This window comes from Bacteroides sp. 51 (genome assembly GCF_010500965.1).
Classification (GTDB): domain Bacteria; phylum Bacteroidota; class Bacteroidia; order Bacteroidales; family Bacteroidaceae; genus Bacteroides.
In genome coordinates this window covers 1-13,306 of sequence record NZ_QVMI01000017.1, presented here as the reverse complement: position 1 = coordinate 13,306, position 13,306 = coordinate 1, and the positions used below count along the sequence as shown (strand labels likewise).

Sequence of the window (13,306 nt, the reverse complement as noted above, 5' to 3'; positions counted from 1 at the left end):
TAAAATTATAAGCCATGTATAAAAAGTCAATAAAAAAAATGTGTTTGACACTGCTTGCCATTGCTATTTGCGGCGGGTTTACAGCATGCTCAGACGATGACGATTATGTAGCTGCTCCAATGCCAGAAGGTGCCCAGGTGTATTTTTCCAACACTTTGAGTTCAACACTTATACTATCTATACAAAACACATCTTTTGATGTAGAACTGAGACGTGTTAAAAAAGAAGAGGCCCTTTCCGTTCCTTTGAAGATTGAAGTAGAAGATCCTGAAAATATATTCTCTATACCTGAAACGGCTAGTTTCCCGGCAGGTTCGGACGTAACCAAAATCACAGTTACTTATGATCCTGAAAAAATAGAATATGATGATTATAAAGACATCTCTATAACCATAAATGATGAGAACAATACATCTGCTTACGGGAAAGCCATCTATGCATTTAAGGCTGGAATACCTGCGCCTTGGCAATCGTTAGGCTTAGCGTCTTTTACAGATAATTGGGCAGGACAAAGTTCTAAAATTGAACTCCAACAACACATGGTTGACCCTACTCGTTACCGTTTAATGGGACCTTACGAAGAATATGCGGATGAATTTCTTGAATTCAGTGTACTCCCTGCCGGTTCGGTCTACAAGGATGTAACCACTACTATTGAAGGGTTGGTTGTTTATAATGATTTCGCCGTCTTTTATCACCCAACTTATGAAGATATTGTGTATGGTTTGCATCCATCCAGAATGACAAGTTTGGCTACAGAGGCTTCCTGGACTTATAATGTAGTAACACAATTTTCGGCTGATGGAAAACCTGAAATCCTACAGATCGCTCCATATTACTACATCTTCGGACTTGGAGGGTGGAACCAAACACAGGCTAGCAACATAATAACAATAATTTTCCCAAGTGTAGTTCTTTCAGACTATTCTCTTGAAGTCATGTATGCTGGTCGATATGTAGATGCAAACGAGAACGAATTTGCCATGGCAGAGGTTACTTTGGGAGAAGATTTGACCTCAGCAAAAATAGCTATCATCGCAGGTATTGATGCAGAAGAAGCGGCAGACGCAATTATTAACGGCTCATTAGAATCTGTTGAAATCACAGCTTCCGGCAACGTGTCATTACCATGCTCTGTTAGTGGAAATTATACTTTTGTAGTTGTTGGATATGATGGTAATGAAGCTAAAAAAGAAGCTACTACTATATTCAAATTCACTTCCGCTTCAGACAATTCACCCGTTTGGAACTCTTTAGGAATGGCTACTTATACTGATGACATTGTTGGTCCTTTATATGGTGGTGGTAATAATACCTACCAAGTAGAAATCCAGGAAAATGCTGCTGTACCGGGATTATTCCGCTTAGTAAATCCTTATGGAGAAGCTTTCCCTTATAATGAACCAGGTGATTGGGATGATAGTAAAGATTATTATCTGGAGATTAACGCAACTGATCATGCAGGAGTCTATATTGATTTGCAAAATACTGGATTGGATTGGGGTGATGGCAACTTCTATGTATACAGCCTGGCTGCTTATCGCATGGATAATAATGGAAAAACTCTCGAAGAAGTAAAAGCTGACGGAATATGCGGAACTTATGACGGAAATGAAATTACATTCCCTACTAAGTCTATTTTGGCTATGTTCCCTAATGATGGTCCACATACAGCTAACCCAAATGGGAAATTTAAAATTGTAATGCCTGCTGCTGCACCTGCGCCGGTTGCATCACTCGCCCACACAAAAAGTACCGGATCTGTATTCACTAAAAGCTTTGATGCTTCTCCTGTCAATTTCAAATTGTTAAGGACAATAACATCCTTTGATCAAGTGATAAAATAATATTAGAATTATTGTCTGAAAGGCAATGAATAAAGCGGGGCTATCTAAGAATGAATAGTCCCGCTTCGTTTATAATAAATTTTCAAGTTCATCTAAACACTTGATGATATATGTACTATGGAACGGGAAATCACCCTGTTCAATAATATTGTAAAAAATCTGATCCATTCCTACCCCTTTTGCTCCCATAATATCTGCTTTCCAGTTATCGCCAATCATAACCGACTCCCTTAATTCTGACTGGGTTGCCGATAGAGCAAAATGAAAGATTTCCGGGTAAGGCTTCATCACTCCTATATCTTCAGAAAGAATAATCTTTTTAAAATATCCATCAATACCTGAGACTTTCATCTTTTTTGCCTGCAACTCACGGAATCCATTGGATAATATATATAGATTATAGGTAGGAGTTAAATATTCCAGTATTTCTTTCGCATAGGGCATCAGTTTCTCTTTGGTTGGGACAATAACAAAGAAATCTTCAGAGAATTGCCTGGATAGATCCAGATTATTCACACCAACCGCTTGCAATGGATAGAAAAAACGTTGTTCATTCAATTCACCTTTCGTCACTTTTCCTTCAGCATATTCTTCCCATAGTTCGAGGTTTCGCTTCTGATAAAGTTCATAATAGTGATCAAATGAATTGAAGTAGGTATCGAAGTTATACTTCATATATACCTCTTCAAATGTATCACGAGAGTTCTCAGAGAAGGCCCATAATGTATCGTCCAAGTCGAAAAATATATTTTTGTACTTTGCCATCAGGATTTTAAGTATTGATTTTTAATAAGATGCACAAAGATAAGAAAAACGCATAGGTTTGATTGCGTTCTATCAAACCTATGCGTTCATTATATGATAAGTACCTGATTAGTACTGTCGTTGAAGTTATTTATTTAACCTGGATAACCAAGTATTTAGAAACACTCCAGAATTCTGTAGGATTTGTAATCTTCAATGTCAATTGACCTTTGTCATCTTTCTCTAATACATAAGTATTTGTAGGATGAGAAGTCAACAAATCAGCACGTTTTGAGTACAGTTTGATTTCTTTTGTTGTACGGATATCAATCTGAGTGAAATAATCTTTATTAAAGTCAGAGCTTTTCAACACATCTCCGCTTTCAAGAATCTTCTGAGACTTCAATTCCGACTTGGTACCAAATACAAACCAAGCTGAGTTAATGGCTTTGTCTTGTTCTGCTACGGTTTTAGCTTTTGCTTCATTTTCTGCTGCAAGCGTTTCTTTATCAGCAGTTAAGTTGCTCACCGCAGTGTCTAATTCCTGAATACGGATATTCTTAGAAGCAAGTTCTTCTTGTAATTCTTCAATACGTTTTGTTTTGGCGGCAAGTTCTTCCTGCAAAGCAGCAATTGCTTTCTTCATTTGAGCAGAATTAGTATTACTATTCTTCAACTGTCCCTGCAACTTAGCAATCTGTGCCTTATTGTCGGCCATTGTTTTAGTAATAAATTCGATATCCGAAGCGATTTGTTGTCTTGCAGATGCTGAATTCTCGGAGATTGTGCCACGTTGCAAATCTACACGGTTTTCTGCTTCACTGATTTGACGAAACCCTTCCTGAATATCATTAAAAGTACTCATCATTTCATCCAGTTCAGCGTCGCGTTGAGCCAAAGCGGTTGAAAGTGAATCATTTTCTGCTTTCAGTTTTTTGCTTCCACCTGTAATTCCATCACATGAAACCAACATAGTGGCTACACATACTAATAAAAATGCCAATTTTTTCATACGTTTACGTTTTTAGTAAAGTTATATTTAATTGTCTATTCCTGCTACTATTATCACAATTTCCCCGCGTGGTTCTACACGAGTGAAATGCTCTATTAATTCGTTTAAATCACCTCTGACAGTTTCTTCATGCAATTTTGAGATTTCTCTTGAAACAGCCGCCTGACGATCTGTCCCGAAATATTCTGCAAATTGTGTAAGCGTCTTAAGCAGCCGGTGAGGAGACTCATAAAAAACCATAGTCCTTCCCTCTTCTACCAACGATTTCAATTTTGTCATCCGGCCTTTCTTTTGGGGTAGAAATCCTTCAAAACAGAATCGGTCATTTGGCAGTCCCGAGGCTACGAGAGCCGGAACAAATGCAGTTGCACCGGGCAAACACTCTACTTCCAAGCCATTTCTTACACATTCACGCACTACAAGAAATCCGGGGTCTGATATTCCTGGTGTCCCAGCATCAGAGATAAGTGCTGCTGTTTCGCCTGCCTTTATTCTATTAACAACGTTTTCAACGGTTTTATGTTCATTAAACTTATGATGAGAATACATTGAGTTCTTTATTTCAAAGTGTTTTAATAAGATCCCTGATGTACGCGTATCTTCGGCAAGGATGAAATCAACCTCTTTTAAGATGCGGATGGCTCTGAAAGTCATATCTTCCAGATTCCCCACCGGAGTCGGTACAACGTATAGTTTTCCCATAAGTTCGTATATTAAACAAAATATTTTTTCAGAAGTTCAATGAAATCTTTGGTTGCATCATTTTCTTCATCCCATTTTATTTGTGTTGAAAGATAAGACAGGACTTCAGCGAGTGAGTTCATTGTACTTATCTCTTGCAGAATTTTATTCATCTTGTCTTTATCATCACCGAAAAGCTCGCGGGAAAAACGAAAAGTATCATTCAGGCTCAAACCCTTGCTTAGTTCAAGAGCCGGACGAAGTTGTTCACCCAGAACGATCGCAGATGTTACATTATTATCTGATGCATCATCTTCGGTTTGGGGTTCAACTTTTATTTCTATGATTTCGGGAGTTATTACTATTGTTTCTTCAAGGACTACGGATTCTTCTTTCGGTATATATTCCGTATTCTCTTCAGCAAGAGCACTCTCAAGCTTTACTACCGGCTGTTCCAGTTCACTTTTTATTTCATCCAAACGTTCCTTCATCAAATCAATTAACCGCATTGCAGAACGTGCAAATATGGGTTCTTTGCTTATTTTTTCTAAAAGAAACTTTAGTTCTTTTAAGTCTATTTCCAGATCGTCTATTTTTTCTTTCTGCATATGTAAAATGCTTTTAGCGGCAACGTACCACAACCTGCTATACCAAGGTTTATGAATGCAAATGTATAAATAAATAGGAGTTGTTTGTTAAATAGCCCCAATTATTTAACAGTTCTTGCAGGTTTACCCCGGATATATTACTTTTGTTGGATATAAAAATAGCATATACATGGTATTATACTCAGAAGACAATCCTAGGGAAACGAACAGACGAGGAAGGATCGAGGTTATTTGCGGTTCCATGTTTTCGGGTAAGACCGAGGAACTGATTCGCCGCTTAAAGCGGGCTAAATTTGCCAAACAGCGTGTCGAGATCTTTAAACCGGCTGTCGACACGCGGTATTCGGAGCAAGAGGTGGTATCCCATGACAGTAATGCCATAGCTTCTACTCCGGTAGATTCTTCTGCCAGTATTTTACTTTTTACCTCTGAAATTGATGTGGTTGGCATTGACGAAGCCCAATTCTTTGACATGGGGTTGGTTGATGTATGCAATGAACTAGCCAATAATGGCATACGGGTTATTGTGGCTGGGCTTGACATGGACTTCAAAGGTACTCCATTCGGTCCTATGCCAGGGTTATGCGCCATTGCCGAAGAGGTATCTAAAGTGCACGCTATTTGCGTTAAATGTGGCAATCTTGCCAATTTCTCACATCGTACTGTAAAAAATGACAAACAGTTTTTATTGGGTGAAACAGAACAGTATGAGCCATTGTGTAGAAGTTGTTATTCGGAAGCCATAAAGGAAGACAAGAAATAGCATTCAAGACATAATTAATCCTAACCTTTTTATTGTTATGTTCGAAAATAAAATCACATTCGACAGCTTTATACGTTTTATCTTCGGTCTTGCTGTCGTTATTGGTATTTTGGTGTTGATCAATCACCTCAGCGAGGTGCTTCTTCCATTCTTTATAGCTTGCCTTGTGGCATATCTTGTATATCCATTAGTGAAGTTCTTTCAGTATAAGTTGCGTTTCAGGAATCGGGTTTTATCCATATTTTGCGCCTTGTTTACCCTAAGCATTATCGGAACAACACTTTTCTATCTTCTTATACCGCCAATGATTGAAGAATTCGGCAAGGTAAAAGATTTACTTTATATTTATTTTACCAACGGAGCCGAGGTCAATACAACAACGGTACCCAAAAGTTTATCGGAGTTCATTCAAGAAAACATTGATGTAAATGCCTTGAATGAATCATTAAATTATGAGAACATAAGCAAAGCCATCAGAGAACTTGCACCACGTTTCTGGAGGCTACTTTCGGGGTCAATCAATGTTCTCTTCAGTATCTTTGCATCTTTTATTATCCTGCTATACATTATATTTATTCTTCTTGACTATGAAGCGATATCTAAAGGCTGGAGCAAGTTGATTCCTGTTAAATACCGTCAGTTTGCAGAAAACCTTTTAACAGATGTTGAAGAGGGTATGAATAAATATTTCCGTGGACAAGCCTTGGTAGCTTTTTGTGTGGGCATTCTTTTCTGTATAGGCTTTCTTATCATCGACTTTCCATTGGCTATTGGTTTGGGAATTTTTGTCGGCATACTGAACCTGGTCCCCTATTTACAGATAGTGGCGTTTGCACCTACCATATTGTTGGCTATGCTAAAAGCTGCCGACACGGGACAAAACTTCTGGATTATCATACTTTCGGCAACTGCAGTTTTTGTCGTTGTCCAAATCATACAGGATGGTTTTATCGTACCTAAAATTATGGGAAAGATCACCGGACTCAACCCTGCTATCATTTTACTATCTTTATCTATTTGGGGGGCTTTAATGGGATTTGTAGGATTGATCATTGCTTTACCTCTGACCACTCTTATCATTTCTTACTACCAGCGTTTTATACTTGGTCATGAGAGAATAACGACAGGAGAGCCACAACCTTCTGAGAATCAAGAAGAAGAAGTGGAAGAAGAAAAATAATTCGAACTTTTCTATCATTTTTTATTGGATTTTAAGTAAATGTCTCTATCTTTGCACCCGCTTAACAGCAATAAAGGATTGATTCGCTAGCTCAGCAGGTAGAGCACAACACTTTTAATGTTGGGGTCCTGGGTTCGAGCCCCAGGCGGATCACAGAAAGAAAACGCAAGTAGCTGATTATCAACTTCTTGCGTTTCTCTTTTTAAAACTTTGCACCACGCTTGCACCACAGATTTTTTTGATTCTATTTTTTGCTTTCCAAAAAAACATATCTGAAGCTGATTTGATTACCCCTCTCCTCTAACCCGATATCATTCCTTACGTTCCCCTTTTTTTTGCCTAAAAAGAGTTTAGTTGCCTCTTGCATATATTATACAAGGACCAAATTAAACTAATTTTGATGACTATTCAAAGAGGTTTAAAAAAACAAGTTTAGTTACCTCTTGCATATATCATACAAGGACCGAAGTAAACTTGTATTTGACCTTTTGTACTGCTTTCTTTTTTGGAAAGCAAAATAGCCTTTCTTGTTTTACGCTTACTCGTCTTGATTCATCTCTTGTGGCCTTGTAACTGATTTTAGTTGCAAAGGTAGAAGTTTCAATTCTATTCTTGCAAGGTCAAACCTTTGTGTTTCCTATCCCAATCTCCATCCACCATTATATGGTGGTAGTATTTGAATCGGAAAACCTTGTATATTGAATTGAAACACCTTTGTTGGCAACAAAATACATAACAAGCCTCAAGTAGTTGGTTCAACGAAAGGGGACAAATAAAAAATTGAATTATGGAGATTGCAACAAAATTTGTGAATTGGGAAGTGCCGGAGTTATCAGCACTCCAAGACAGTAAAGCTTATCAGCTTCGGGAACATCTGAACAAAGGTGGAAAATTGAATCGTACAGAAAAGAATTGGCTCACAGAAGCCATTAATGGTAATACCTACTTCCGACGAGGAATACCGCTTAGGGGATGGAGATTTGATTTTACTGATGTAGTTCATCTTTATTGGGTAAAGCAGTTCGGACATATCTCTGAATATTATGCAGTTGATAAAACAGCTTTAAGAAGCATTCTTCATGGGGTAATCGATGAAATCGTTGAGCTAATTTGATATAAAACAGGTATTAACTTTTAAATTATATGATATGTACGAATATGAAGAATCGACAGAAATCATTGGTTCTTATTGCTCTTTAGTTGTTCCATACAGAGGTTGCAGTAATGGAACTGTGGTTGGCGATTATGGAATAGAATTGGTGGTTCACCTCACTAATGGCAAAGAGATTGTAGTTTATCGTGACGAAGTGATTATTTATGATTAAAATCTGATGAAAATGAATACAGCAATAATAAATATAATAAATACGCAAAAGGAGTTATTAACAATCGAGTTTCGCTATCATGGCCAACCAGAAGATGTAACTAACAGTGTATGTCGTAATAAGACAATTACGATTGGCATCTTTGAGACGTTGGAAGAAGCAATTGAGAAAGGCAACAAAGCATTGGAAATCTTATCAAAACACTTCCAAGTTCGCTCAGACGATAAATTCCAACTCCATTATCTTTTTGGCAATCCTTGTAGACTAGTAACCAATTGTTGCTATCCTACAAATGGAATACAGTATTTTGCTAAGATAACACCTTTGAGGTTTGACGATTTATCAAATACTATCAAAGAAACATTTGATGAGTATGGAAGATATAAATTGTCAAAAGAAGAGGATATGTAAAAATGAATATAGAATCCACACTCCCGCCCATACGAAAGTCTGGGTGGGAGTCTTGCAGCAGCCGCACCCTCTTATACCAGCTTTCTGCCCTTCGGGTTATCCATTTATATCTGTTCTCATTCGCAAATTGCGATCATGCCACTTTATAGAAATATAAAACAAACATTCTCGAAAGGATTTCTCTTGCATCATCTTTTCATGGGAGGTAATAGTCGTCAAGCCCATTACAAGACGTATTTGTATCACAATCCAGTCTTCATTACGACCTCATATATGCAATATCATCTGTCCATCAATAGACCGATGCGCCATTAGAAAGCCGTTCATGCAACCACCACATCTGGCTGATAGTGGGTTTCTTTGCTGTATAGGCTATCGTTTGACCACAAGTAGATTTTTCACTTGTCGATATGAGCGGATAGCACTCCTTTATCAACCCCCACTACAATATTTCAACCCTGCCTCACCACTGCATTTTGAGCGAAGTCACATCATTTTTCTTAATGCAAAGCTATAATGCAGCACCGCTATGGCGGTTACGGGACATTTCATTCTGACCAATGGCGTATCGGCACAATCTTCCTTTTTAATAAAAAGAGTATTGAACCGCTATCCTTGGTGCTGCCCTATGCTTGCAATATCTTGGAGCATTATAAAAATTGATTGTATAACTTCTAAAAATTATTGTTATGAAAAAGATTGAAAATTCATTCGCAGTTACAGGTTTCATTGGTAAGGATGCTGAAATCCGTCAATTCACTTCCGCAAGTGTCGCAAAATTCTCCCTAGCAGTTGGTCGAACAGAGACCGTTGGCAAAGAATCCAAAAGAGTATCAGCTTTCATGGCTGTAGAGGTTTGGCGCAAAAACGAAAGCGCATCCTTTGAACTATTGAAAAAGGGACAGATGATAACCGTTCGCGGCTATTTCAAACCTGAAGAATGGAGTGATGACAAAGGCAAGCGTAGTCGCATAGTAATGGTTGCCAGCGAGTTTTTTGCCACCCCGGAAAAAGATGAAGTTCCTGCAGAGCAGAAGCCTACATCTAAGAAAGCCAAGAAATGATTCTTGGTTTCTCTCAAGGAAAAGCGGCTTTCAAGTCGCTTTTCTTTTTCTCATTGCATTCTTCTTTTCCCTGTTATAACTGCTGAGCCATCCCTTTTTATCTATTATCAGATTCTTCCATTTATACATTTATAACCGCTAAATCAAATTTTGTGATCATAAAACACCAATGAGTGTATCTTTATTTTGGAAAGCAAACAGAATTTAATACACCAAGCTTTCTTCCAATTATACTCTCATATTTTCTTCTTATATAGGCTCCCCTCCCAAAATAGGTAGGATTATCTGTTTCTAAATACCACTTCCCTTTGGTCAGTCATATTCAGAAAAAGGCAAACAGCGGCACATTCCTTGCATCATAACGCAGGAGTTTCGATGAATCGAAACAAACCAGCCCGTCGATGCCGGAACAAGCCGCTTTTCTTGTTTGCCCTGGCAGACTTCATTGTTTACCCACCCAAGCCTTATCTCTCCCCCATTATAGCAAATCATTTCAAATGATTTTTCATCTTCCACTTATATGTTCCGATAATTCATCTTCCTTTTCTATAAAGCCACAGCGATATTACCTGTCCGAACTGCTTGTGAATCATTTTTCAGCAAAGATAACTCACCGAATCCAACCACGTCAATGCCGGCTGATAGCCGCGAGTGATTGTGCAAAATCTTCCTCTCACAAGTTCGAGCGTATTTCACACATCAGCCTTGACCATTTGTCTTCTGCTCCCTTAAAAGCAGAAAAATAATCTCTCGCAGGTCGAAAGACTGAACGATAGGGAAAATAAAATATTAAAATTATGGGCTACAATCAATTAGAATCTTTAGTAAACAATACACATGCGATTGCAACAGCGTTCAACATCAGGAGAGACGGACGGACAGCAACACAAGAGGAACAATCCCTGTTACGGAAATACACCGGTTTCGGTGGGCATCACAACGTTCTATTATTAGATTGCGATAGAATACAACCAGGAATATCCGATGAAAACAGCCAGGCGTTACTGGAACTAAAAGAAACGTTATTGAACGGAGTTAATGGTGATAACCAACGCTATAAAGAATTAATCAAAAGCATTAAAAATTCAGTTTTAACTGCTTATTATACGCCTGCATTTATTATTGCTGCCGTTAGAGACAATATTCAGCGCATTTTTAAACAAAACGAACTTGCATTTACCTCTTTTCTCGAACCGTCGGCAGGTATCGGTGGCTTTCTTCCCGTTGCACCTAAAAATATACAAAAGACCGCTTTTGAGAAAGATTATGTTACCGGACTTATTTTATCAACCTTGAACCCTGATACAAATGTATTTATAGACGGTTTTGAAACGATTATACAGCAAGAGACAGAGAAACAAACGTTCGACATTATAGCTTCAAACATCCCATTTGGCAACCTGAAAGTGTTTGATGCTAATTTTTCTGGCATGGGTGATTCTTACATGCAGGCAACTAAAACAATACATAATTATTTCTTTTTCAAGGCTATATCTTTGTTAAACGAGGGGGGTATTCTCGCATTTATTACTTCAAGAGGTGTCGCTGATTCACCATCGAACAAATTTGTACGCGAATTTATTGCCTATAATACCAACCTTATCACAGCTTTACGGCTACCTGATAGTCTATTTATGAATACCGCAGGTATTGAAGTAGGAAGCGATTTAATAATCTTACAAAAACGTTCCAATAAATCTATTTTGACATCGAGGGAGCAAATTTTCTTGGATGTAACCAAAGAAATAACACCTTTCCCGAACACTAAAACAGAGAGCGCGAATAAATTGCTTATTCAACCTAAATATACACTGGCGACTGAAAGTAAGATTGTCAAAAACCAATTTGGTAAATATGTACGCAAATACCTTTGGAACGGAACAGAACAGAAAATGCAACTGGCTCTCTCTAATATACTAACTTCCGAATTCGACCGTTATTTCAGAAAAAATCTTTTCGGAGCAAATCCGGCTCAGAAACAGGTGCAGTTTTCTCTATTTGACCTTTTTGATACAGTGTTAGTTGAACCTGTAAAAGAGAAACCAAAGGGAAAAAGACCCTATACAGACACGCTGCATAGTTACATGAGAGAGGGAACACTGGTACTGCTTAATGGAGAGTTAGGAACGTTGCATTATACAAAAAACAACCAGTTTGAAGACAATCCTATCCCGGCTTTTATTCCTATAATGATAAATGATATTAATAAAGACAGGGCAAACGATTACTTTAAAATCAGAGAGTACTATTTTTTGCTATCTGAAAATGAAGTAAAGCACAAAAAAGAATTTTCTTCACTCCGGGAAAGATTAAATGCCTATTATGACACCTTTGTAACCAAATGGGGGCAATTCCACCAAAACGATAATAAAGAGTTTATTCAGTTAGATGCTTTGGGTTGCGAAGTGTTTAGCATTGAGATAAAGGTAGAGAACAGTGTTTTTAAAGCTGATATAATGAACGAACCGGTTGCCTTTAAGAAAGTAGATACAAACACCATTCTAACTCCCTTGGAAGCCCTTGCAAGCAGCTTAAACTATTTTGGACGGGTAAACATGGAATATATATGCCAATCAGCCCAACAAACAGAGAATGAGATAATTGAAGCACTAAACGGTGAAATATATTACAATGCAATTTGTCAATGTTGGGAAGAAAAAGGGCGTTTCCTTGCCGGAAATGTAATAGAGAAGAGCAAACAACTGTATACAATCTTACCTCAACAGTCCGGCCCAGTAAAAGAATGGGCAACAACAGCAATAAAAGCCATTGAAGAGGTAATACCCGAACCTATCCCATACGAAGAACTTGAATTTAACCTGGGCGAACGTTGGATGCCTTGTGATATTTACACCCGCTTTGCCTCCCATCTGTTTGAAACGGAAACCACCGTTAATTATTTTGATGTGAACGACACTTTTATTGTTTCTGTTAGTCGTTATTCTCCAATTGTTTACAGGATATATTCTGTTCGGAACTTAAACGGCGAAGCTTTATTTGTACATGCTTTGCAAGATACGGTTCCCGAATTTACCAAAGATGTATTTCGGGGTAATGAAAAAATAAAGATACCCGATGAAGAAGCCATACAAGAGGCGACCACTAAAATACAGGAAATTAGAAGCAAGTTTAATGTGTGGCTAGACAATCAACCGATTGAGGTTCGAGACGAACTGGTAAGGCTGTATAACGAACGGTTTAATTGCTATGTACGACCGTCTTATGACGGATCAGCACAAACATTTCCCGGACTGTCTTTGGAGCAGTTCCCATACAACGACCTCTATACATCCCAAAAAGATGCTGTTTGGATGATTAAACAAAATGGCGGTGGTGTATGCTGGCACGAAGTTGGCGCAGGCAAAACAATGGTTATGTGCGTGGCTGCTTATGAAATGAAAAGATTAGAACTGGTACAAAAACCGCTTATTATTGCACTCAAAGCAAATGTACACGAAATAGCAGACACATTTCGTAAAGCATACCCGACAGCAAAATTACTGTATCCCGGTAAAGAAGATTTTACTCCGGCTAACCGTCAGGGATTACTGTCTAAGATAAAAAATAATAATTGTTATCCAAACCTTCTCATTATCCAAACTTTTTATAAATCCAGCTCATTTTCAAGAGTATAAATATAAATAGTTTTGATAATGCTCCTTATTTTGTGT

Annotated in this window: 12 protein-coding genes and 1 tRNA gene; 9 read left to right on the top strand and 4 right to left on the bottom strand. The window is 38.0% G+C overall.

Annotation, left to right across the window (positions count from 1 at the left end):
• Positions 1-14: 14 nt before the first annotated feature.
• On the top strand, positions 15-1,847 hold the full coding sequence (locus D0T87_RS13475) for a hypothetical protein (protein WP_163175660.1): 1,833 nt from the start codon (positions 15-17) through the stop codon (positions 1,845-1,847).
• Between the two features lie 69 nt (positions 1,848-1,916).
• On the opposite strand, the gene D0T87_RS13470 is transcribed toward D0T87_RS13475, so the two are convergent.
• From D0T87_RS13470 to D0T87_RS13455, 4 genes are all read right to left on the bottom strand, one after another.
• Positions 1,917-2,612, bottom strand: coding sequence for a YjjG family noncanonical pyrimidine nucleotidase (locus D0T87_RS13470; protein ID WP_163175659.1), 696 nt, complete (start codon positions 2,610-2,612; stop codon positions 1,917-1,919).
• Positions 2,613-2,742: 130 nt separating this feature from the next.
• Positions 2,743-3,603, bottom strand: a complete 861-nt coding sequence (locus D0T87_RS13465) for a hypothetical protein (RefSeq protein ID WP_163175658.1) — start codon at positions 3,601-3,603, stop codon at positions 2,743-2,745.
• Positions 3,604-3,630: 27 nt separating this feature from the next.
• A complete protein-coding gene (gene rsmI, locus D0T87_RS13460; protein ID WP_163175657.1) occupies positions 3,631-4,305 on the bottom strand; it encodes a 16S rRNA (cytidine(1402)-2'-O)-methyltransferase in 675 nt (224 codons plus the stop codon).
• An 11-nt stretch (positions 4,306-4,316) separates the two neighbouring features.
• A complete protein-coding gene (locus tag D0T87_RS13455; RefSeq protein ID WP_163175656.1) occupies positions 4,317-4,892 on the bottom strand; it encodes a hypothetical protein in 576 nt (191 codons plus the stop codon).
• A 169-nt stretch (positions 4,893-5,061) separates the two neighbouring features.
• On the opposite strand from D0T87_RS13455, the gene D0T87_RS13450 reads away from it, so the two are divergent.
• From D0T87_RS13450 to D0T87_RS13415, 8 genes are all read left to right on the top strand, one after another.
• On the top strand, positions 5,062-5,655 hold the full coding sequence (locus D0T87_RS13450) for a thymidine kinase (protein WP_163175655.1): 594 nt from the start codon (positions 5,062-5,064) through the stop codon (positions 5,653-5,655).
• 37 nt (positions 5,656-5,692) lie between these two features.
• Positions 5,693-6,835 (top strand): AI-2E family transporter, encoded by a 1,143-nt coding sequence (locus D0T87_RS13445; RefSeq protein ID WP_163175654.1) that lies wholly within the window; start codon positions 5,693-5,695, stop codon positions 6,833-6,835.
• Between the two features lie 80 nt (positions 6,836-6,915).
• Positions 6,916-6,988: transfer RNA gene (locus tag D0T87_RS13440), tRNA-Lys, on the top strand.
• A gap of 634 nt (positions 6,989-7,622) precedes the next feature.
• Positions 7,623-7,949 (top strand): molybdenum ABC transporter ATP-binding protein, encoded by a 327-nt coding sequence (locus D0T87_RS13435; protein ID WP_203558685.1) that lies wholly within the window; start codon positions 7,623-7,625, stop codon positions 7,947-7,949.
• A 34-nt stretch (positions 7,950-7,983) separates the two neighbouring features.
• Positions 7,984-8,160 carry a ribonuclease P gene (locus D0T87_RS13430; protein WP_163175653.1) on the top strand — a complete coding sequence of 59 codons (177 nt, stop codon included), beginning with the start codon at positions 7,984-7,986 and terminating at the stop codon, positions 8,158-8,160.
• Between the two features lie 12 nt (positions 8,161-8,172).
• Positions 8,173-8,571, top strand: coding sequence for a hypothetical protein (locus D0T87_RS13425; RefSeq protein ID WP_163175652.1), 399 nt, complete (start codon positions 8,173-8,175; stop codon positions 8,569-8,571).
• Between the two features lie 689 nt (positions 8,572-9,260).
• Positions 9,261-9,635, top strand: a complete 375-nt coding sequence (locus tag D0T87_RS13420) for a single-stranded DNA-binding protein (protein ID WP_163175651.1) — start codon at positions 9,261-9,263, stop codon at positions 9,633-9,635.
• A 797-nt stretch (positions 9,636-10,432) separates the two neighbouring features.
• Positions 10,433-13,270: an N-6 DNA methylase gene (locus D0T87_RS13415; protein ID WP_163175650.1), complete on the top strand. Its 2,838-nt coding sequence runs from the start codon at positions 10,433-10,435 to the stop codon at positions 13,268-13,270.
• Positions 13,271-13,306 lie beyond the last annotated feature (36 nt).

What these genes read in the sequence shown, in the direction of transcription:
- D0T87_RS13475 (WP_163175660.1), top strand. Translation starts at nt 15, where the DNA reads ATGTATAAAAAGTCAATAAAAAAAATGTGTTTGACACTGCTTGCCATT.
- D0T87_RS13470 (WP_163175659.1), bottom strand. Translation starts at nt 2,612, where the DNA reads ATGGCAAAGTACAAAAATATATTTTTCGACTTGGACGATACATTATGG.
- D0T87_RS13465 (WP_163175658.1), bottom strand. Translation starts at nt 3,603, where the DNA reads ATGAAAAAATTGGCATTTTTATTAGTATGTGTAGCCACTATGTTGGTT.
- rsmI (WP_163175657.1), bottom strand. Translation starts at nt 4,305, where the DNA reads ATGGGAAAACTATACGTTGTACCGACTCCGGTGGGGAATCTGGAAGAT.
- D0T87_RS13455 (WP_163175656.1), bottom strand. Translation starts at nt 4,892, where the DNA reads ATGCAGAAAGAAAAAATAGACGATCTGGAAATAGACTTAAAAGAACTA.
- D0T87_RS13450 (WP_163175655.1), top strand. Translation starts at nt 5,062, where the DNA reads ATGGTATTATACTCAGAAGACAATCCTAGGGAAACGAACAGACGAGGA.
- D0T87_RS13445 (WP_163175654.1), top strand. Translation starts at nt 5,693, where the DNA reads ATGTTCGAAAATAAAATCACATTCGACAGCTTTATACGTTTTATCTTC.
- D0T87_RS13435 (WP_203558685.1), top strand. Translation starts at nt 7,623, where the DNA reads ATGGAGATTGCAACAAAATTTGTGAATTGGGAAGTGCCGGAGTTATCA.
- D0T87_RS13430 (WP_163175653.1), top strand. Translation starts at nt 7,984, where the DNA reads ATGTACGAATATGAAGAATCGACAGAAATCATTGGTTCTTATTGCTCT.
- D0T87_RS13425 (WP_163175652.1), top strand. Translation starts at nt 8,173, where the DNA reads ATGAATACAGCAATAATAAATATAATAAATACGCAAAAGGAGTTATTA.
- D0T87_RS13420 (WP_163175651.1), top strand. Translation starts at nt 9,261, where the DNA reads ATGAAAAAGATTGAAAATTCATTCGCAGTTACAGGTTTCATTGGTAAG.
- D0T87_RS13415 (WP_163175650.1), top strand. Translation starts at nt 10,433, where the DNA reads ATGGGCTACAATCAATTAGAATCTTTAGTAAACAATACACATGCGATT.